Raw genomic sequence first — 19,665 nt, forward strand, 5'->3', positions numbered from 1 at the left:
CGACCAGACTTCCCGGCGCACCTACGTGCCACCGCGGTGACACTTTCCTTAGTTTACCTAAAATGGCACGCCCCGGCCCGATGGTCTTCCCATGGGCCTCGGGGCACGCGGCGTGTGTTCGCCCGCCGGGTGCCCCGAGGACGCCGTGTCAATCCTCCCGGTCCCGCTCAGTCCTCGCTGGACGAGGCGGGCAGCTTGGTCTGGATGAGGTCCATGACCGTGCTGTCGGTCAGCGTGGTCACGTCTCCGAGCTGCCGGTTCTCGGCGACGTCCCGCAGCAGGCGGCGCATGATCTTGCCGGAGCGGGTCTTCGGCAGCTCCGCCACCGGCAGGACGCGCTTGGGCTTGGCGATCGGGCCGAGGGTGGCGCCGACGTGGTTGCGCAGCTCGCCGATGAGCGTTTCGGTCTCCGACGCCGAGCCGCGCAGGATGACGAAGGCGACGATGGCCTGCCCGGTGGTCTCGTCCGCGGCGCCCACGACGGCGGCCTCGGCGACCGACGGGTGCGAGACGAGGGCCGACTCCACCTCGGTGGTGGAGATGTTGTGCCCGGAGACGAGCATCACGTCGTCCACCCGGCCCAGCAGCCAGATGTCCCCGTCGTCGTCCTTCTTCGCGCCGTCGCCGGCGAAGTACTTGCCCTCGAAGCGGGACCAGTAGGTGTCGATGAACCGCTGGTCGTCGCGCCAGATGGTGCGCAGCATCGACGGCCACGGCTCGGTCAGCACCAGGTAGCCACCGCCGCCGTCGGGCACCTCGTTCGCCTCGTCGTCGACGACCGTCGCGCTGATGCCGGGCAGCGGGCGCTGCGCCGAACCGGGCTTCGTCTCGGTGACACCGGGCAGCGGGCTGATCATCATGGCGCCGGTCTCGGTCTGCCACCAGGTGTCCACGACGGGTGCGCGGTCGGCGCCGATGTGCTTGCGGTACCAGACCCATGCCTCGGGGTTGATCGGCTCGCCCACCGAGCCGAGGATCCGCAGCGAGGACAGGTCGTACTTGGCGGGGATGTCGTCGCCCCACTTCATGAACGTCCGGATCGCGGTCGGCGCGGTGTAGAGGATCGAGACCTTGTACTTCTGCACGATCTCCCAGAACCGGCCCTGGTGCGGGGTGTCCGGGGTGCCCTCGTACATCACCTGGGTCGCGCCGTTGGCCAGCGGGCCGTACACGATGTACGAGTGCCCGGTCACCCAGCCGACGTCGGCCGTGCACCAGTAGACGTCCGTCTCCGGCTTGAGGTCGAAGACCGCCCAGTGGGTGTAGGCCGCCTGGGTGAGGTAGCCGCCGGAGGTGTGCAGGATGCCCTTCGGCTTCCCCGTCGTACCCGAGGTGTAGAGGATGAACAACGGGTGCTCGGCCTCGAACGCCTCCGGGGTGTGCTCGGCGGACTGCCGGCCCACCAGGTCGTGCCACCACACGTCCCGGCCCTCGGCCCAGGCGACCTCCTGGCCGGTGCGGCGCACCACCAGGACGTGCTCGACCTGGTCGGCCTTGGCGAGCGCCTCGTCCACGGCCGGCTTGAGCGCGGACGGCTTGCCGCGTCGGTAGCCGCCGTCGGCGGTGATGACGACCTTGGCGTCCGCGTCCTGGATGCGGGTTGCGAGCGCGTCCGACGAGAAGCCGCCGAAGACGACCGAGTGGGCCGCGCCGATCCGGGCCGAGGCCAGCATCGCGATCGCGGTCTCCGGGATCATCGGCATGTAGATGGCGACCCGGTCGCCCTTGCGCACGCCCAGCTCCAGCAGGGCGTTGGCGGCCCTGGAGACCTCGTCCTTCAGCTCGGCGTAGGTGATCGCGCGGCTGTCGCCGGGCTCGCCCTCGAAGTGGATGGCGACGCGGTCGCCGTGGCCGGCCTCCACGTGGCGGTCCACGCAGTTGTGGGCGACGTTCAGCTCGCCGTCCTTGAACCACTTCGCGAACGGCGGGTTGGACCAGTCCAGCGTCTCGGTCGGTTCCTTGGCCCAGGTCAGCCGGCGGGCCTGCTCGGCCCAGAAGCCGAGCCTGTCAGCCTTGGCCTGTTCATACGCCTCCGCCGTGACATTGGCGTGTGCCGCCAGGTCGGCGGGGGGCGCGAACCTGCGTTCTTCCTTGAGCAGGTTGGCCAGGCTCTCGTTGCTCACGACATCTCCCTTTCGAAGGGTGTCCGTTGTGTCCCAGGCCACAGCTCATCAGACGCGGGGGCCCGATGACAAGGGTCGACGGGAAAATTGGTTTAGACCTGTGTGGAGATCACCAAGTGAGCGGTCGCGGCCGCGGGGTGTGGTGGCGCGCGTCGGTGGAATGGGCGCGTTCGGTAAAGGAATCGTAATGCCACGTAAAGGCAAAGCATAGATTTCCGGGGTGAATGGAGCAAGGGATCACACTCCGGAATGAAGTAGTCATTTCATCGGCTTGTCGTACTAATTCCTTCTCAGGCCCGTGCGACCTTGGCCGCGCTGCCAGGACAAGCCCGGCACACCACCAGAAGTCCCCAGTCAGCGTGTGCCTGAGAGAAGGAAGAAGGTGGGCGGAACATGGCCGCCACCCAGAGGATCGCCGTCGGCGCCATGGCCGCCGCGGTCTGTGCCGCGTCGCTGGCCGGTTGCGCGGGAGACTCGTCCGCCGTCAAGCCGGGGGCGCCCGGCCCGGAGCAGGGGGCGCCGGCGCCGGGCAGCGTGTTCCGGCCGATCGGCGACGGATCCACCGCGTACACCGGGGCCCAGCCGCGGCTGCCCGTGCCGGAGCGGCTGAGTCCCGGTCAGAAACCCCCGCAGTTCGTCGTGTTCTCCTGGGACGGCGCGGGTGAGGACAGCCAGAAGCTGTTCTCGCACTTCCGCCAGGTCGCCAAGGCGAACAACGCGACCATGACGTACTTCCTCAGCGGCGTGTACATGCTGCCGGAGGAGAAGCGCGACCTCTACAAGCCGCCGCAGCACGATCCGGGCCGCTCGGACATCGGGTTCAACGACGAGCGGGGCATCACCGACACCCTGGAGCAACTGCGGCTGGCCTGGCTGGAGGGCAACGAGATCGGCACCCACTTCAACGGCCATTTCTGCGGGCCCGACGGCGGGGTGGGCACCTGGTCGGTGGCCGAGTGGAAGAGCGAGATCGCCCAGGCCAAGGAGTTCGTGAAGTCCTGGCGGAGCAACACCGGCATGCGGCAGGCGGACCCGCTGCCCTTCGACTACGACAAGGAGCTGATCGGCGCCCGCACCCCTTGTCTGGAAGGGCGGAAGAACTTCGTCAAGGCCGCCCGCGACCTCGGCTTCCGCTACGACTCCAGCGGAGTCAACGACCAGGTCTGGCCCAAGAAGAAGGAGGGCCTGTGGGACCTGTCGATGCAACTGGTGCCCTTCCCCGGCCACACCTATGAGCAGCTGACCATGGACTACAACTTCATGGTCAGCCAGTCCGGCACCCAGACCCAGGGCGACCCCGACAAGTTCGACTACTGGGGCGACCAGATGCGCGACGGCCTCCTCAAGGGTTTCTACCGCGCCTACGACGGCAACCGCGCGCCCCTGGTCATCGGCAACCACTTCGAGTCCTGGAACGGCGGCACCTACATGCGCGCCGTGGAAGAGGTGGTGCGGGAGGTGTGCGGCAAGCCCGAGGTGCGCTGCGTCTCCTTCCGGCAACTGGCCGACTGGCTGGACGCCCAGGACCCGCGGACCCTGGCGCGGCTGCGCTCCCTGGAGGTCGGCGAGGCGCCCCGGCAGGGCTGGGCGTCCTTCCTGTCCGGCAGCCCGGCCCCGGCGCCCAGGGGAGTGCCCGGGGCGCCGGCGGAACAGCGGTAGGCGTCAGACGGGCGCCGCCACACTCTCGCCGAGCACGAAGTCGGGGTCGACCTGCGCCGCCAGGTCGGCCCCGGTGCGCTCGTTCCCCCAGGCCTCGGCGTTCTTCAGGTGGAAGTGCACCATCTGGCGGGTGTAGCGCTCCCAGTCGCGCCGTTCGTAGGTGGCGTCCACGGCGGCCCTGAGCGTCTCCAGGGCGCGGGTGTTGGCCTCCTCCAGGCGGTCGAACCGGGGCGGGCGGCCCTTCTCCATGGCGCGCACCCAGTCCGAGCGCCCGACCGTCACGAGCAGGTCGTCCCCGACCTCCGCGCGCAGGAAGTCGATGTCGTCCGGTTCGTGGATCTTGTTGCCGACGACCTTCAGGGCGACGCCGAAGTCCCGGGCGTACTCCTTGTACTGGCGGTAGACGGAGACCCCCTTCCGGGTCGGTTCGGCGACGAGGAACGTCATGTCGAAGCGGGTGAACATGCCGGACGCGAAGGAGTCCGAACCGGCCGTCATGTCGACCACGACGTACTCGTCCGGACCGTCGACGAGGTGGTTCAGGTACAGCTCCACCGCTCCGGTCTTGGAGTGGTAGCAGGCGACCCCCAGGTCGGCGTCCGTGAAGGGGCCGGTGACCATCAGGCGGACGGCGCCGCCGTCGAGTTCCACCGGACGCGCGCAGGCGTCGTACACGGGGTTGGGCTCCCGCACCCGGACCAGCCGCGAGCCCTCGCCGGGCGGGGTGGTCTTGATCATCGTGGCGGACGAGGCGATGCGCGGGTTGGAGCCGCGCAGATAGTCCTTGATCAGCGTGAGCCGCTCGCCCATGGCGGGCAGCGCCGCCGCCTCCTCCTCGCCGAGGCCGAGTGCGGGACCGAGGTGCTGGTTGATGTCCGCGTCGATGGCGACCACCGGGGCGCCGGAGGCGGTGAGGTGACGGATGAAGAGGGAGGAGAGCGTCGTCTTGCCGCTCCCGCCCTTCCCGACGAAAGCAATTTTCATGTTCACAAAGGGTAGCCGGGCGATAGCTGTACGTGTCAGGTGAAGTGAAGAAGACCACTCCTTCGTGGGGTGGGCCGCCCGGGTGCGTACTGTCGTACTCATGAGTACGACAGGCGCGACCGCAGATCCGCTCGCGGCCCTGGGCTCACTGCCCGGTGTGGCCGAATCCGTGGAGTCCGTGCGCAAGGCCGTGGACCGGGTCTACGGGCACCGGGTCATGCGGCGCCGCAGCAACGAGGTCACCTCCGAGGCGGCGCTGCGCGGTGCCCGCGGCTCGGCGGCGCTGTCCGGGGCGGACTGGGCCCTGGAGGAGGTGCGGCGCCGCTCCGACTTCGGCGTCGACGCGGAGGCCCGGGTCATGGGCGCGGCCCTGCGGCTCACCGCCGAGGCGGGGCAACTGCTGTCCATCTGGCGCCAGTCGCCGCTGCGGGTGCTGGCCCGGCTGCACCTGGTGGCCGCGGCGAGCGACGCCGACGAGGTCGGCCGGCCGCGCCGGGCCGGCGAGCCGGTCGACGAGCCGCTGATCGAACTGCCGCTGCCGGACGCCGGGGAGGTCTCCGGCCGGTTGGAGGGGCTGTCGGACCTGATCATCGCCGGCACCTCGGCCCCCGCGCTGGTGACGGCCGCCGTGGTGCACGGCGAACTGATCGCGCTGCGTCCCTTCGCGTCGTACAACGGCCTGGTCGCGCGCGCGGCCGAGCGGATCGTGCTGATCGGCAGCGGCCTGGACCCGAAGGCGATCTGCCCGGCCGAGGTCGGCTACGCCGAACTGGGCAGGGCCGCCTACCTCGCCGCCCTCGACGGCTACGTCTCCGGCACCCCGGAGGGCATGGCGGCCTGGATCGCCCACTGCGGGCGGGCGGTCGAACTGGGCGTGCGCGAGTCGACGGCGGTGTGCGAGGCGCTCCAGCGCGGCGCGGCCTGAGCGGGACCTCCCGGCGGCCGGGCGAAGGAATGCGGCGGTACGAGTTCTCGTACCGCCGCTGGCATGATCGCCGGGTTACCAGGCGTCCTCGATGTGTTGCCCATCAGGTCGGGGTGCTTTGCCCGTCACCTGGTGCGGCTGGCCCGTAATCGACGGGTCGACGTCGCGTGGGTGCCCTGTGTTCATGCGGGGTCCGTGGGGCCAAGTGCGTAGTGACAGGAGATCCTCGCGGATGTCCTTTGGTCTCGCGGGCCTACGTTCTTTTTACCGCGCGCCCGGATGAAGCGGAACCCTTGCCCGCACTTCTTTACTTTCGGCTTCGAACAGGGCGAAACGGGCGCGGCGGAACGGGTGCGGGTCAGGCGATGCCGCGGCGCCGGCTGGCGTACCAGACGAGCCCGGCGGTCGCCGCCGCCGCGCCCAGGGCCGCCGCCGCGACCAGCGCCGGGCGGGGCGGCACGGAGAACGCCGGCAGCCGCTTCTTGAGCGGCACCGGGCGGCGGAATTCCAGCACCGGCCAGCCCCGCGCGAGGGCCTCGCGGCGCAGCGCACGGTCCGGGTTCACCGCGTGCGGGTGCCCGACGGTCCGGAGCATCGGCAGGTCGGTCGCCGAGTCGCTGTAGGCGTAGCAGCGGTCGAGGTCGTAGCCCTCGGACGCGGCCAGGTCCCGGATGGCCTCCGCCTTGGTCGGGCCGTAGGCGTAGTACTCCACCTCTCCGGTGAAGCAGCCGTCCTCGCCCACGACCATGCGGGTGGCGACCACCCGGTCCGCCCCCAGCAGTTCGCCGATCGGCTCGACCACCTCCGCGCCCGAGGTGGACACGATCACCACGTCCCGGCCGGCCGCGTGGTGCTCCTCGATCAGGGAGGCGGCCTCGTCGTAGATGATCGGGTCGATCAGGTCGTGCAGGGTCTCGGCCACGATGTCCCGCACCTGCCGCACGTTCCAGCCGCGGCACAACGCGGACAGATACTCGCGCATGCGCTCCATCTGGTCGTGGTCCAGACCGCCGGCCAGGAAGACGAACTGGGCGTATGCGGTACGAAGGGCGGCCCTGCGGTTGATCAGCCCGCCTTGGTAGAAGGACTTGCTGAAGGTGAGCGTGCTCGACTTCGCAATGACCGTCTTGTCCAGGTCAAAGAAGGCCGCCGCGCGGGGCAAGGAGTGGTTTTCCACACCCCTGAGCATAGGGGCCCACCATTCGGCGTAAGGTGGGGCGCGTGGGTTTGCCTGAGAGGCCTCTCGGGTACACCATGGAAGTCACGGATCGTTCGCGACCGTGCTAACCCGGTCCGACTCCTCCCCCCCCGAGTCGGCCGTGGGGACGACCCCCGCTCTCCCCCCCCGGCGGGGGTCGTCGCATGTCCGGATGGGTTTTCGCCCTCCCTCTCCTCCTTCACGCGGTCGTACGGCCGGCGTCACGCCGTCGTCGCCGCGCCTTCGGCATGCCCATGATTCGTTACCCACGGTAATCGCCAGGCTGCTCTGTGGAAGTCGTGCGGAGACCGGCGCGGGGCTCACCGGTATGGGTGACGAAGTTATTCACAGGGCCGGGGTTGTCCACAGTTTTCCACCAAGATCCACATTATTTCGCGGATGACGCCACCGTGATTCCAGCGCAGCGCGGCCGCGGCGAGTTCATGGCCGGTTCCGATTGCCCGCGGCGCGTACGGCCGGTTTCCGACGGCCGTTCATATGGAGGCCGCTCGCCGGTTCTCCACACCTTTGGGAATCGCGTGGCCCTGGGCCGCGCGGCCCACGCAGCGAAGGGGGAACACCCGTGACCGGAACCGTCATCCACGACCCGCCGCCCGGCCCCGCGGACCGGCCCGGACGGCCGCTCATCGTCACCGAGGACGCCGTCCTGCTGGACGATCTGCTGCGCCTGTGCGCGGCCGCGGGCGCCACCCCCGAGGTCCACCACGGCGTACCGGAATCCGGCGACGGCTGGGCGGCGGCCCCGCTCGTGCTCGTCGGCGACGACGCCGCCCGCCGGCTCGGCGGGGCCGCGCGCCGGCCCGGCGTGGTGCTGGTCGGCCGCGACCAGGACGACCCCGACGTATGGAAACGGGCCGTCCTGATCGGCGCCGACCACGTCCTGATGCTTCCCGACGGCGAGGCATGGCTGGTCGACCGCATCGCCGACGTCGCCGAGGGCACCGGTCGCCCGGCCCTCACCGTCGGGGTGATCGGCGGCCGCGGCGGCGCCGGGGCGTCCACCCTCGCGTGCGCGCTCGCCGTCACCTCCGCGCGGGAGGGCCTGCGCACCCTCCTGGTGGACGCCGATCCGCTCGGCGGCGGACTCGACGTGCTCCTCGGCGGCGAGGGCGCCGAAGGGCTGCGCTGGCCCGCCTTCGCCGCCTCCCGCGGCCGGGTCGGCGGCGGCGCCCTGGAGGAGTCGCTGCCCGCCCTGCACTCCCTGCGCGTGCTCAGCTGGGACCGCGGGGACTGCGTCGCCGTGCCCCCGCCCGCGGTGCGCGCGGTGCTGGCCGCCGGCCGGCGGCGCGGCGGCACGGTCGTGGTCGACCTGCCCCGCCGTCTCGACGACGGAGTGGCCGAGGCGCTCGCCCAGCTCGACCTGGTGCTCCTCGTCGTGCCGGCCGAACTGCGGGCGGTCGCCGCGGCCGGCCGGGTCGCCTCCGCCGTCGGCATGGTCGTGCGCGATCTGCGGGTGGCGGTCCGCGGGCCCTACGCACCCGGCCTGGACGACCAGGAGGTGGCCCGGCTGCTCGGCCTGCCCCTGGCCGGCCGGCTCCCGGTGGAACCCGCGCTGCTGCGCCCGAGGGGGAGCGCCAAGGCCCCCGGCGCCACCGGGCGCGGCCCGCTCGCCCGCTTCTGTACCGACTTCTGGGAGCGCGCGCTGGTCGAGACGGGAGGCATCCGATGACCCTGCCCGGACTCGACCGGGCCGACGGCGCGGCCCTGCTCGACGGCGTCCGCCGCTGGCTCGCCGAGAGCGGCGCCGAGCCCACCCCCGCGCGCGTGGCCCAGGCGCTGCGCGAGCAGGGGCGGGTGCTCGGCGACGCGGAAGTCCTCGGCACGGCGGAACGCCTGCGGTCCGAACTGGTCGGCACCGGCCCGCTGGAACCGTTGCTCGCCGACCCCGACGTCACCGACGTCCTGGTCTCCGCCCCCGACCGGGTGTGGGTGGACCGGGGCGGCGGACTGGAGCTGACCGCGGTCACCTTCCCGGACGCGGCGGCCGTACGACGCCTCGCGCAGCGGCTGGCCGCCGTGGCCGGACGCCGGCTGGACGACGCCCGGCCCTGGGCGGACGCCCGGCTGCCCGACGGCACCCGGCTGCACGCGGTGCTGCCCCCGGTCGCCGTCGGCTGCACCTGCCTCGCCCTGCGGGTGGTACGGCCCCGGGCCTTCACCGTCGGCGAACTCGTCGCGGCGCGCACGGTGCCGCCCGGCGGCGACCGGATCCTGGAGGCGCTGATCGAGGCCCGGCTCTCGTTCCTCGTCAGCGGCGGCACCGGCTCAGGCAAGACCACCCTGCTCAGCGCGCTGCTGGGGCTGGCCGGACCGGATGAGCGGATCGTGCTCGCCGAGGACTCCGCCGAGCTGAGACCGGACCACCCGCACGTGGTCCGGCTGGAGACCCGGCCCGCCAACCAGGAAGGCGCCGGCCTGGTCACCCTGGAGGACCTCGTACGGCAGGCGCTGCGCATGCGGCCCGACCGGCTGGTCGTCGGCGAGGTGCGCGGAGCCGAGGTCATCCATCTGCTCGCCGCCCTCAACACCGGCCACAGCGGCTGCTGCACAGTCCACGCCAACGCCGCCGCGGACGTACCGGCCCGGCTGGAGGCGCTGGCCACGGCCGCGGGACTGGACCGGGACGCGCTGCACAGCCAGCTGGCGGCGGCCCTCTCGGTGGTGGTGCACCTCGCACGGGACCGGTCCGGGCGGCGCCGGATCGAGGAGATCCACGTCCTGGAGCGGGATCCCACCGGGCTGGTGCGGACGGTGCCGGCCCTGCGCAGGGGGGATCGGGCGTTCGTCCGGGAGCGGGGGTGGGAGCGGTTGCGGGAGCTGTTGGGGGTGCGGGACGACGCGGGGTGAGAGGGCCGGGCGGGCGGGTGAGGTCCGGCGTGCCCCCGCAGGGATGCGGTGCGAGGCGGACGGGATGCGGTGCGGATGCGACCCGGGCGACGGGAGCCGGGTGCGGGTCGCGGGCGGGACGGGCGGCCGGAGTGATGGGTGAGAGGGGACGGAAGTGATCGGTGTGATGTCGGCGGGGGCCGTGGCGCTCTGCCTGGGCGCGTGGGCCTGGCTGCCGGGCGGACGGCGCCACGGCGTCCGGCGGGCCCGGCTGCTGCTGGGCGGCGGCGTGGTGGCGACCGGACCGCCGGCCTGGCAGGCCCTCGCGGACCCGCGGCGGTGGCGCGGCCGGTGGGGAGCCGAGTGGGTGGCGCTCGGCGCCGGGCTGGCGATCGCCCTGTGGGGTGCCTCGGTGATTCCGGTCGTCGCGGGGGCGGCCGGGGTGCCGGTGCTGCGCCGGGTGCGGCTGGCCCGACGGGCCCGGGAGAGGCGGGAGCGGCGGGCCGACGCGGTGATCGCCCTGTGCGGGGTGCTCGCCGGTGAGGTACGGGCGGGCCGGCAACCGGGGACGGCGCTGCTGCGGGCCGCGCGGGACTCCGGCGGGCTCGGTGACGCCCGGGCCGCCGTGGTGGCCGCGGCGAGATTCGGCGGTGACGTGCCGGGTGCGCTCGCGGCGGCGGCGCGGCAGCCCGGCGCCGAGGGACTGCTCGGACTCGGCGCGTGCTGGCGGGTGGCCGTGGACCAGGGGGCCGGCCTCGCCGACGGCCTGGACCGGCTGGACGGCGCCCTGCGTGCCGAGCGGGACGGCCGGGCCGACCTGCGCGCCCAACTGGCGGGCGCCCGGGCCACCGCGGTGCTGCTCGCCGCGCTGCCCGCCCTCGGACTGCTGCTCGGTGCCGCCATGGGCGCGGACCCGCTGCGGATCCTCCTGCACACCGGGGGCGGCCTCGGCTGCCTGATCGCGGGGGCCGTGTTCGAGGCGGCCGGGATGTGGTGGGCGACGCGGATCGTGCGAGGGGCGGAGGCGGTGTGAGGCGGGCGGGACGGACCGGGGGAGAGCGGCCGGTCCACGAGGGGCGCGGGAGGGGCTGGGCAAAGCGGCTGGTCCGCGAGGCGGGCGAGGAAGGGCGGTCCGGGATGTGCGGGAGACGGAAGGGGTGGGCCGGGTGAGCGGGGAGGTCGTCCACAGGCTGGGGATGGCCGGGATCGTGGTGCTGGTTCTCGGCTGGGGTGCGCAGCGGCTGGAGCTGGCGCGTCGGCGGCGCCGGGTGCGGCACAGGGTGGCCGGGTTGCTGGGGCGCGAAGTGACCCCGGGCCCCACGGGCAGAGGGTCGTTCACGCTGCCGCCCGGGGTACGGCGGTGGCTGCCGCCGGCCGGTGCCGCGTGCGGGGCGTGGGTGCTGGCCGGAGGGGTCGTCGGGGCCGCGCTGGGGCTGGGAGTCGGCGTCGCGCTCTGGCGGTGGCGGGGCCGGCAGGCGGCGGCCGGCCGGCCCGGGGCGGTCGTCGCCGCCGGGGCCGCGCGCGAGCTCCCGCTGGCCGCCGACCTGCTGGCCGCCTGCATCGCCGCCGGTGCCGGTCCGGTGATCGCCGCCCAGGCCGTGGGCGAGGCCCTCGGCGGGCCGGTGGGGCAGGCGCTGGCGCGCGGCGCGGCGGAGGTCCGGCTCGGCGGGGCACCGGCGGACGCCTGGCGGAGCCTCGCCCTGCTGCCCGGCGCCGGTGCGCTGGCGCGATTGCTGGAGCGGGCCGGCGAGTCCGGGCTCCCCGCGGCCGACCCGGTCGCCCGTCTCGCCTCGGACGCCCGCGCGGAGTGGGCCCGTACGGCGACGGCCCGGGCGCGCCGGGCGGCCGTACTGATCTCCGCGCCGGTCGGGCTGTGCTTCCTGCCCGCGTTCGTCGCGGTCGGCGTGGTGCCGGTCGTGATCGGCCTGGCGGGCGGGGTCACGGGAGGGAGGTGAGGAGGGGGCGGCGAGCGCGGACGAGCAGGAAACGGTCAGGCAAGCACGGAGAACGAAACAGTCCAGAACCACAGGGGAGTCGAGATGTTCGGAAAGATCAGGAAAGCGGCGGTGCGACTGCGCGGGGCGTGCCGTCAGGACACCGGAATGGTGACGTCCGAGTACGCCATGGGGATCATCGCGGCCGTCGGGTTCGCGGTGCTGCTCTACCAGGTCGTCACCAGCGGCCAGGTGCAGGCGGAGCTCCAGGCCATCGTGAAGAAGGCCCTCGGTGCGCGGATGTGAGGAGGGCGGGGACCGGGGGTTCGTGACCGTGGAGACGGCCATGGCGCTGCCCGTGCTGGTGGCGTTCACGATGGCACTGGTCTGGGTGCTGCTCATGGTGGCGGCGCGGATCGAGTGCGTGGACGCGGCCCGTGCGGGCGCCCGGGCCGCCGCCCGCCAGGACCCGCCCGACGCGGTGGTGAGCGTGACCCGGGAGACGGCTCCGCGGGGAGCACGGGTGACCGTCGCGCGCGAGGGCGACCGGGTGCGGGTCACGGTGGTGGCCCGGCCCCGGCTGCTGAGCGGACTGCCCTTCGACGTACGCGCGGAGGCGGTGGCGCTCGCCGAGGACACCGTGGGCACGGGGGAGGCGGGGCAGTGAGGCGTGGGCACGGGCCGTGGCGGCCCGCCGAGGACGGACGGGCGGACGCGAGGGCGCCGGAGCGCGGGCGGGAGTGGACCGGCCGGCGGCCGGCCGGTCCAAGGCAGGGTGAGGGGGAGCCGGCCCGAGGGCGGAACCGGTGGTGGACGCGACGGTGGGGCGGCACCGCGACGCCGGGGCACGGGGGTGGGGTCCCGGGCCGGTGGGCGCGGACGGGAGCGGAGCGAGAGGCACCGCGGGGGCCGCGGTCGCCCGGCCGGCTGCCTCGTGCGGCGGCGCCGGACAGCGCGCGCGTGGGCGGGGGGCGGCGGTGGAGGTCCGACCGGGGGTCGGCCACCGTATGGAGCCTCGGGGTGATCGCCGTGCTGGGCGCGGTCTTCGGAGCCGTGCTGCTGCTCGGTCAGGCCGTCGTCGTGCGGCACCGGGCGGCGGGCGGCGCGGACCTGGCGGCGCTCGCGGCGGCGGACCACTGGGCCGAGGGCGGCGCGGCGGCCTGCGCCCGCGCGGAGCGGCTGGCGGCGGCCCAGGGCGTACGGCTGGTGCGGTGCGCGATCGTGGGCGACACCTCGGACGTGACGGCGGCCGTGGGAAGCGGGCCGTTCACGGCGGAGGTCAGGGCGAGGGCGGGTCCACCGGGACCGGTGCCGCCCGGACCGCTCCCGGGCGGGGACGGACCCGGACCGCCGGCCGACCCGCCCCCGGCTCCCGAGCTGGACCTGCGTGCCGGGCCGGGCCTGCCTGCCGAGCCGGACCCGGGCGTCGGATCGGGCCCGCGTACCGGGCCGGGCCCGCGCGGCGAACCGGACCTGCCTCGCGGACCGGGCGCCTTCGCCGGACCGGGCCCGCCGGGGCCACGCGGCGGCCCCTAACCAGCCTCTGCCCCCTCTGCCCCCTCTGCCCCCTCCGGCACCTTCAGCCCTTCCGGCGCCCCGGCCTCCTCAGCCCCCTCCGGTTCCGGCGTCGGCTCGCCCGCCGCCCCCCGCAGCAGCACCGTGAGAAGCCGTACGGCGCCCCGCTTGTGCAGGGGATCGTTGCCGTTGCCGCACTTGGGGGACTGGATGCAGGACGGGCAGCCGGCCTCGCACTCGCAGGAGGCGATGGCCTCGCGGGTGGCCGAGAGCCAGGCGCGGGCGGTGTGGAAGGCACGCTCGGCGAAGCCCGCGCCCCCGGGGTGACCGTCGTAGACGAAGACCGTGGGGAGGAGGGTGTCGGGGTGCAGGGGGATCGAGACCCCGCCGATGTCCCAGCGGTCGCAGGTCGCGAAGAGGGGCAGCATGCCGATGGAGGCGTGCTCGGCGGCATGCAGGGAGCCGCCGAGGATCTCCGGGTTGATCCGGGCCTCGTCCAGCTGGTCCTCGGTGACCGTCCACCACACCGCGCGGGTGCGCAGGGTACGCGGAGGGAGGTCGAGTTTCGTCTCGCCCAGCACCTCGCCGGTGATGAGGCGCCGGCGGAGGTAGGAGACCACCTGGTTGGTGACCTCCACCGAGCCGTAGCACAGGCGGCCGGCGCCCCACGGGATCTCGGTGTCCGTCTCCAGGATGGAGATCGAGGTGGTGTCGCGGGCGACGGTCGAGTACGGCGGGTCGGCCTGCTCGACCAGGGCGACCGAGTCCTCCAGGTCCAGGGAGCGCACCAGATAGGTGCGGCCCTGGTGCAGGTGGACGGCGCCCTCGTGGACCGTGGAGTGGGCGGCGGCCGCGTCGACCGTGCCGAGCAGCCGCCCCGTGCCGGACTCCACGATCTGCACCGGGCGGCCCCCGGCGCCGCGGATGTCGGTGAGGTCGGCGGCCCGCTCCCGGCGGGTCCAGTGCCACGCCCGGGTGCGGCGGCGCAGCAGCTTCGCGGCCTCCAGCTGCGGCAGCACGTCCGCGCAGGCGGGACCGAAGAGGACCAGGTCCTCCTCGGTCAGCGGCAGCTCCGCGGCGGCGGCGCACAGGTGCGGGGCCAGGACGTAGGGGTTGTCGGGGTCGAGGACCGTCGATTCCACCGGCTGGTCGAACAGGGCCTCGGGATGGTGGACGAGGAAGGTGTCCAGCGGGTCGTCGCGGGCGACGAGGACCGCCAGCGCGCCCTGGCCGGAGCGGCCCGCCCGGCCCGCCTGCTGCCACAGGGACGCGCGGGTGCCCGGGTAGCCGGCGATCACCACCGCGTCCAGTCCGGAGACGTCCACGCCCAGCTCCAGGGCCGTCGTCGCGGCGAGTCCGAGCAGCTCGCCGGAGTGCAGGGCGCGTTCCAGGGCGCGGCGCTCCTCGGGGAGGTAGCCGCCGCGGTAGGCCGCGACACGCCGGACCAGGGAGCGGTCCACCTCGGCGAGCCTCTCCTGCGCGATGACCGAGATCAGCTCGGCGCCGCGCCGGGAGCGCACGAAGGCGACCGAGCGCACGCCCTGCACGGTCAGGTCGGTCAGCAGATCGGCGGTCTCGGCGGTGGCGGTACGCCGTACGGGGGCACCCCTCTCGCCCTGCAGCTCGGTGAGCGGGGGTTCCCAGAGGGCGAAGACCAGCTCCCCGCGCGGGGAGGCGTCGTCGGCGACCTCCACCACCGGCAGGCCGGTCAGCCGGCGGGCGGAGGCCGCGGGCTCGGCGGCGGTCGCGGAGGCCAGCAGGAAGACGGGCGAGGAGCCGTAGCGGGCACACAGGCGGCGCAGCCGGCGCAGCACCTGGGCGACGTGCGAGCCGAACACGCCGCGGTAGGTGTGGCACTCGTCGATGACGACGTACCGGAGGGATTTCAGGAAGGAGGACCAGCGCGGGTGGGAGGGAAGTATCCCGCGGTGCAGCATGTCCGGGTTGGTGAGCACGTAATTGGCGTACTGGCGGATCCACTCCCGTTCCTCGACCGGGGTGTCGCCGTCGTACACGGCCGGGCGCACCGAAGTGCCGAGAGATTGTGAAAGTTCCTTCACCGACCGGCACTGGTCCGCGGCGAGCGCCTTGGTGGGCGCCAGGTACAGGGCGGTGGTGCCACGGCCGTTCGGGGCCTCGGCGCCGTCCAGGAGGGTGGACAGGACGGGCATGAGATAGGCGAGGGACTTGCCGGAGGCGGTGCCGGTGGCGACGACCACCGAGTCGCCGTCCAGGGCGTGCTCGGCGGCCAGCGCCTGGTGTGCCCAGGGGTGCTCGATGCCGCACTCCTGGACGGCCGCGATCACCTCGGAGCGAATCCGGTCAGGCCAGACGGCATGGCGGCCCGCACGTGGGGGCAAGTGCTCCGTATGAGTGATGCGCGCAGCCCGGCTCGGCCCGGAGGCGAGCCGGTCCAGGACCGCGCCCGGAGCCGGACGGGACGCAGGGCCCGCCGGGGTTCGATCGGATCGGTGATTCTTGGCCATCGGCACCGAGTGTGTCACCGGTGTGACGGACAATGGAGTCAAGGCGTCGTGCACGCCTGCCGGTAAGTGATTGAATGCCATCGCGGCTGGCGAAGCGTCCCGGGGGCCGCAAGTCTAGGTGCCCGAGGGACAACCGCTCGATAGCAAGGTGCTGGAGGATCCGTGGACCTGTCCCTGTCGACCGAGACCGTCGGCGATCGTACGGTCGTCCGAGTCGGTGGCGAAATCGACGTGTATACCGCGCCCAAGCTGCGCGAGCAGCTGGTCGAGCTGGTGAACGACGGGAATTTCCACCTCGTCGTCGACATGGAGGGCGTGGACTTCCTCGACTCCACCGGACTCGGCGTGCTGGTCGGCGGCCTGAAGCGGGTGCGAGCCCACGAGGGCTCGCTGCGCCTGGTCTGCAACCAGGAGCGCATTCTCAAGATCTTCCGCATCACCGGCCTCACCAAGGTGTTCCCGATCCACACCACGGTCGAGGAAGCGGTGCAGGCCACCGACTGATCGGCCGCCGGCCGATTCCGGACCGGTCGCCGGCGCCGGACCCCCGACCGGGTCCGGTCGTCGGCCGGTCCCGTCCTGGGCCGACGCGGACGATGTGGACGCGGCCGAGCCGCCGCGCACGCGGATGACGCGGACCAGACGCTGCGGACGAGGCGGCCCGGGGGTACACAAGGACACCAGGGGGGTGCGGTCGCCCGGCGGCGGCCCCGTCCCCGACCGCACGCCCGTAGTCGCGAGGGGGATGCATGGCCACCGTCGAACTCCGCTTCAGCGCGCTGCCCGAGCACGTCCGGACCGCCCGCCTGGTGGCGGCGGCGGTGGCGCGCCGGGCGGGAGTGGACGAGGCCGTTCTGGACGAAGTGCGTCTCGCCGTGGGCGAGGCGTGTTCCCGCGCGGTCGGACTGCACCGCGGCAGCGGCGTCACGGCGCCGGTGAAGGTGGCGCTGATCGAAGAGGAGAAACAGTTCTCCATCGAGGTGGGCGACGAGGCGCCGCACGCCGTCGCGGGCGGCGACACGCCCGGCTCGGCGCGGGACGGCGACACGGACGCCGAGGAGGACGAGATGGGCCTCGCGGTCATCAGCGGCCTCGTCGACGACGTGGAGGTCACCACCGGACCGAACGGCGGACTGATCCGCATGACCTGGCCGACCACACCGCCGGCCGCGACGGTCGTCTGACCGACGGCACAGCCGCACTCCCGAGGGCCCCGCACAGCAGGGCCCTCGTCGTGTTTTCCAGGGCGTCCCGGAATTCGTGAAGATATTCACGATCAATAGCCCGATAATTCGATCAAGCGCCAATGCGGCCGTCAATGCCCTGAGGGCATTACTTCTTTCGGGTTCCATGCCGTTCTCTCGATCATTTGCTGAAGAGCATGAGCAGGCCGAATCCGATTACCGTCCCCTGTTTAGATCACTCGGCGGTCCCTACAATCCGTCCACATCTTGAGCTCAGCCCAAGCGTCAAGGAGGACGAATGGCGGGGCTTTCTACCCCTCATCTGGGTCATCCCACTTCTCTCGCGGCCGTGGTTCTGACCGACGACAATCGGATCATCGTGGCCGTCATCGCGGCGGTCGCCCTCGCCGCGCTGGTGGTCGCGGGGATCCTGGTCCGGCAGGTGCTCGCGGCGGGCGAGGGCACCGACGGCATGAAACGGATCGCCGAGGCGGTCCAGGAAGGTGCCAAGGCGTATCTGGCCCGGCAGTTGCGCACGCTCGGCGTATTCGCCGTCGTCGTGTTCTTCCTGCTCATGCTGCTGCCCGCGGACGACTGGAATCAGCGGGCCGGCCGCTCGGTGTTCTTCCTGATCGGCGCGGCGTTCTCGGCGGCCACCGGCTATATCGGCATGTGGCTCGCCGTGCGCAGCAACGTACGGGTCGCCGCGGCGGCCCGGGAAGCCACTCCGGCGGAAGGCGAACCCCGAAAGGACCTCACCACCGTCTCGCACACCGCGATGAAGATCGCATTTCGCACGGGCGGCGTCGTCGGCATGTTCACGGTGGGGCTCGGCCTGCTGGGCGCCTCCTGCGTGGTGCTGGTGTACGCCGCCGACGCGCCGAAGGTGCTGGAGGGCTTCGGCCTCGGCGCCGCCCTGATCGCGATGTTCATGCGCGTGGGCGGCGGCATCTTCACCAAGGCCGCCGACGTCGGCGCCGACCTGGTCGGCAAGGTCGAGCAGGGCATTCCGGAGGACGACCCGCGCAATGCCGCGACCATCGCCGACAACGTGGGCGACAACGTCGGCGACTGCGCCGGCATGGCGGCCGACCTCTTCGAGTCGTACGCCGTGACCCTGGTGGCCGCGCTGATCCTCGGCAAGACCGCCTTCGGCGACTTCGGACTGGCCTTCCCGCTGCTGGTGCCCGCCATCGGCGTGATCACCGCGATGATCGGCATCTTCGCGGTCGCGCCGCGCCGCGCCGACCGCAGCGGCATGACCGCGATCAACCGCGGCTTCTTCATCTCCGCGGTGATCTCGCTCGCGCTGGTCGCGGTGGCCGTCTTCGTCTACCTGCCCGGAACCTACCCCGGCCTCGACGGTGTCACCGACGCGGCGATCAAGGGCAAGGACGGCGACCCGCGCATCCTCGCGCTGGTCGCGGTCGCCATCGGCATCCTGCTCGCCGCCGTCATCCAGCAGCTGACCGGCTACTTCACCGAGACCAACCGCCGGCCGGTGCGGGACATCGGCAAGACCTCCCTGACCGGACCGGCCACCGTCGTCCTGTCCGGCATCTCGGTCGGCCTGGAGTCGGCCGTGTACACCGCCCTGCTCATCGGGCTCGGCGTCTACGGGGCGTTCCTGCTCGGCGGCACGTCGATCATGCTGGCGCTGTTCGCCGTGGCCCTGGCCGGCACCGGCCTGCTCACCACGGTCGGCGTGATCGTCGCCATGGACACCTTCGGGCCGGTCTCCGACAACGCGCAGGGCATCGCCGAGATGTCCGGTGACGTCGAGGGCGCGGGCGCGCAGGTGCTCACCAACCTGGACGCGGTCGGCAACACCACCAAGGCCATCACCAAGGGCATCGCCATCGCCACCGCCGTCCTCGCCGCGTCGGCGCTGTTCGGGTCGTACCGCGACGCGATCACCACCAACGTGCGGGACGTCGGAGCCAAGCTGTCCGGGCCCGGCGCGCCGCTCGGCCTGTCCCTGGACATCTCGCAGCCCAACAACCTGGTCGGCCTCATCGCGGGTGCCGCGGTCGTCTTCCTCTTCTCCGGACTGGCCATCAACGCCGTCTCCCGCTCGGCCGGCTCGGTGGTCTTCGAGGTGCGGCGGCAGTTCCGCGAGAAGCCCGGGATCATGGACTTCACCGAGAAGCCCGAGTACGGCAAGGTCGTCGACATCTGCACCAAGGACGCCCTGCGCGAGCTGGCCACGCCCGGTCTGCTCGCCGTCATGGCGCCGATCTTCATCGGGTTCACGCTCGGCGTCGGCGCGCTCGGCTCCTACCTCGCCGGTGCCATCGGCGCGGGCACGCTGATGGCGGTCTTCCTGGCCAATTCCGGCGGCGCCTGGGACAACGCGAAGAAGCTGGTGGAGGACGGACACCACGGCGGCAAGGGCAGCGAGGCACACGCGGCCACGGTGATCGGGGACACGGTCGGCGATCCCTTCAAGGACACCGCCGGACCCGCGATCAACCCGCTGCTGAAGGTCATGAACCTGGTGTCGCTGCTCATCGCACCGGCGGTGATCAGGTTCTCCTACGGCGACGACAAGAACCTCGGCGTGCGGATCGGCATCGCGGTCCTCGCGCTCCTGGTGATCATCGTCTCCGTGTACATCTCCAAGCGGCGCGGCATCGCCGTCGGGGACGACGAGAACGCCGAACGGGTGACCAACTCGCCCGACGCGGCGGTGGTTTCCTAGCCCGGACCGGCAACGCCCGGTCCACAGGCGGGGGGGGGGGGGGGGGGGGGGGGGGGGGGGGGGGGCGGGGGGGGGGGGGGTTTCCCCCCTCGTTCGTTACCTCTCCCCG

General features: G+C 72.9%; 15 protein-coding genes and 1 pseudogene. 12 read left to right on the forward strand and 4 right to left on the reverse strand.

Going from position 1 to position 19,665, the window contains the following annotated elements; translation table 11 throughout:
• Positions 1–167 precede the first annotated feature (167 nt).
• On the reverse strand, positions 168–2,165 hold the full coding sequence (acs, locus tag ACZ63H_RS15470) for an acetate--CoA ligase (protein WP_469865149.1): 1,998 nt from the start codon (positions 2,163–2,165) through the stop codon (positions 168–170).
• A 351-nt stretch (positions 2,166–2,516) separates the two neighbouring features.
• Between acs and ACZ63H_RS15475 the strand changes: the two genes are divergently transcribed.
• Positions 2,517–3,782 carry a polysaccharide deacetylase family protein gene (locus ACZ63H_RS15475; protein WP_469865151.1) on the forward strand — a complete coding sequence of 422 codons (1,266 nt, stop codon included), beginning with the start codon at positions 2,517–2,519 and terminating at the stop codon, positions 3,780–3,782.
• Positions 3,783–3,785: 3 nt separating this feature from the next.
• On the opposite strand, the gene ACZ63H_RS15480 is transcribed toward ACZ63H_RS15475, so the two are convergent.
• Complete coding sequence (locus tag ACZ63H_RS15480) at positions 3,786–4,766, reverse strand: ATP-binding protein (protein WP_469865153.1); 981 nt, start codon at positions 4,764–4,766, stop codon at positions 3,786–3,788.
• Positions 4,767–4,866: 100 nt separating this feature from the next.
• Between ACZ63H_RS15480 and ACZ63H_RS15485 the strand changes: the two genes are divergently transcribed.
• Positions 4,867–5,691: a Fic family protein gene (locus ACZ63H_RS15485; RefSeq protein WP_469865155.1), complete on the forward strand. Its 825-nt coding sequence runs from the start codon at positions 4,867–4,869 to the stop codon at positions 5,689–5,691.
• Between the two features lie 358 nt (positions 5,692–6,049).
• Here ACZ63H_RS15485 and ACZ63H_RS15490 read toward each other — a convergent pair whose 3' ends face one another.
• On the reverse strand, positions 6,050–6,880 hold the full coding sequence (locus tag ACZ63H_RS15490; RefSeq protein WP_469865157.1) for an HAD family hydrolase: 831 nt from the start codon (positions 6,878–6,880) through the stop codon (positions 6,050–6,052).
• 592 nt (positions 6,881–7,472) lie between these two features.
• Here ACZ63H_RS15490 and ssd point away from each other — a divergent pair.
• The 7 genes and pseudogenes from ssd to ACZ63H_RS15525 form a co-directional block, all read left to right on the forward strand.
• Complete coding sequence (gene ssd, locus ACZ63H_RS15495) at positions 7,473–8,579, forward strand: septum site-determining protein Ssd (protein ID WP_469865159.1); 1,107 nt, start codon at positions 7,473–7,475, stop codon at positions 8,577–8,579.
• Positions 8,576–9,757, forward strand: a complete 1,182-nt coding sequence (locus ACZ63H_RS15500; RefSeq protein ID WP_469865161.1) for a TadA family conjugal transfer-associated ATPase — start codon at positions 8,576–8,578, stop codon at positions 9,755–9,757. Before ssd ends, ACZ63H_RS15500 begins: the two co-directional genes overlap by 4 nt.
• A gap of 166 nt (positions 9,758–9,923) precedes the next feature.
• A complete protein-coding gene (locus tag ACZ63H_RS15505; protein ID WP_469865319.1) occupies positions 9,924–10,769 on the forward strand; it encodes a type II secretion system F family protein in 846 nt (281 codons plus the stop codon).
• 133 nt (positions 10,770–10,902) lie between these two features.
• On the forward strand, positions 10,903–11,691 hold the full coding sequence (locus tag ACZ63H_RS15510; protein ID WP_469865163.1) for a type II secretion system F family protein: 789 nt from the start codon (positions 10,903–10,905) through the stop codon (positions 11,689–11,691).
• Between the two features lie 84 nt (positions 11,692–11,775).
• The gene (locus tag ACZ63H_RS15515) at positions 11,776–11,976 is read left to right on the forward strand and encodes a DUF4244 domain-containing protein (RefSeq protein ID WP_469865165.1); all 201 of its coding nucleotides are present in this window, start codon (positions 11,776–11,778) and stop codon (positions 11,974–11,976) included.
• 22 nt (positions 11,977–11,998) lie between these two features.
• Positions 11,999–12,337, forward strand: a complete 339-nt coding sequence (locus tag ACZ63H_RS15520; protein WP_469865167.1) for a TadE family type IV pilus minor pilin — start codon at positions 11,999–12,001, stop codon at positions 12,335–12,337.
• Between the two features lie 293 nt (positions 12,338–12,630).
• A pseudogene (locus ACZ63H_RS15525) lies at positions 12,631–12,993 on the forward strand (Rv3654c family TadE-like protein); the annotation flags it as partial.
• Positions 12,994–13,202: 209 nt separating this feature from the next.
• On the opposite strand, the gene ACZ63H_RS15530 reads toward ACZ63H_RS15525, so the two are convergent.
• On the reverse strand, positions 13,203–15,752 hold the full coding sequence (locus tag ACZ63H_RS15530; RefSeq protein WP_469865169.1) for a DEAD/DEAH box helicase: 2,550 nt from the start codon (positions 15,750–15,752) through the stop codon (positions 13,203–13,205).
• An 81-nt stretch (positions 15,753–15,833) separates the two neighbouring features.
• Between ACZ63H_RS15530 and bldG the strand changes: the two genes are divergently transcribed.
• The 3 genes from bldG to ACZ63H_RS15545 all read left to right on the forward strand — a co-directional run bounded on the left by bldG (position 15,834) and on the right by ACZ63H_RS15545 (position 19,556).
• Entirely contained in the window at positions 15,834–16,175 is a 342-nt protein-coding gene (gene bldG, locus ACZ63H_RS15535) for an anti-sigma factor antagonist BldG (RefSeq protein WP_358690894.1), read from the forward strand.
• A gap of 245 nt (positions 16,176–16,420) precedes the next feature.
• Positions 16,421–16,855, forward strand: coding sequence for an ATP-binding protein (locus ACZ63H_RS15540; protein WP_469865171.1), 435 nt, complete (start codon positions 16,421–16,423; stop codon positions 16,853–16,855).
• Between the two features lie 298 nt (positions 16,856–17,153).
• Entirely contained in the window at positions 17,154–19,556 is a 2,403-nt protein-coding gene (locus ACZ63H_RS15545; RefSeq protein ID WP_469865173.1) for a sodium-translocating pyrophosphatase, read from the forward strand.
• The last annotated feature ends 109 nt before the right edge of the window (positions 19,557–19,665 follow it).

Source organism: Streptomyces sp. NPDC104831, from assembly GCF_055583025.1.

Excerpts from the sequence above, each read along its gene's own strand:
- ACZ63H_RS15475 (WP_469865151.1), top strand. The coding sequence starts at position 2,517 with ATGGCCGCCACCCAGAGGATCGCCGTCGGCGCCATGGCCGCCGCGGTC.
- ACZ63H_RS15480 (WP_469865153.1), bottom strand. The coding sequence starts at position 4,766 with ATGAAAATTGCTTTCGTCGGGAAGGGCGGGAGCGGCAAGACGACGCTC.
- ACZ63H_RS15485 (WP_469865155.1), top strand. The coding sequence starts at position 4,867 with ATGAGTACGACAGGCGCGACCGCAGATCCGCTCGCGGCCCTGGGCTCA.
- ACZ63H_RS15490 (WP_469865157.1), bottom strand. The coding sequence starts at position 6,880 with ATGCTCAGGGGTGTGGAAAACCACTCCTTGCCCCGCGCGGCGGCCTTC.
- ACZ63H_RS15500 (WP_469865161.1), top strand. The coding sequence starts at position 8,576 with ATGACCCTGCCCGGACTCGACCGGGCCGACGGCGCGGCCCTGCTCGAC.
- ACZ63H_RS15505 (WP_469865319.1), top strand. The coding sequence starts at position 9,924 with ATGTCGGCGGGGGCCGTGGCGCTCTGCCTGGGCGCGTGGGCCTGGCTG.
- ACZ63H_RS15515 (WP_469865165.1), top strand. The coding sequence starts at position 11,776 with ATGTTCGGAAAGATCAGGAAAGCGGCGGTGCGACTGCGCGGGGCGTGC.
- ACZ63H_RS15530 (WP_469865169.1), bottom strand. The coding sequence starts at position 15,752 with ATGGCATTCAATCACTTACCGGCAGGCGTGCACGACGCCTTGACTCCA.
- ACZ63H_RS15540 (WP_469865171.1), top strand. The coding sequence starts at position 16,421 with ATGGCCACCGTCGAACTCCGCTTCAGCGCGCTGCCCGAGCACGTCCGG.
- ACZ63H_RS15545 (WP_469865173.1), top strand. The coding sequence starts at position 17,154 with ATGGCGGGGCTTTCTACCCCTCATCTGGGTCATCCCACTTCTCTCGCG.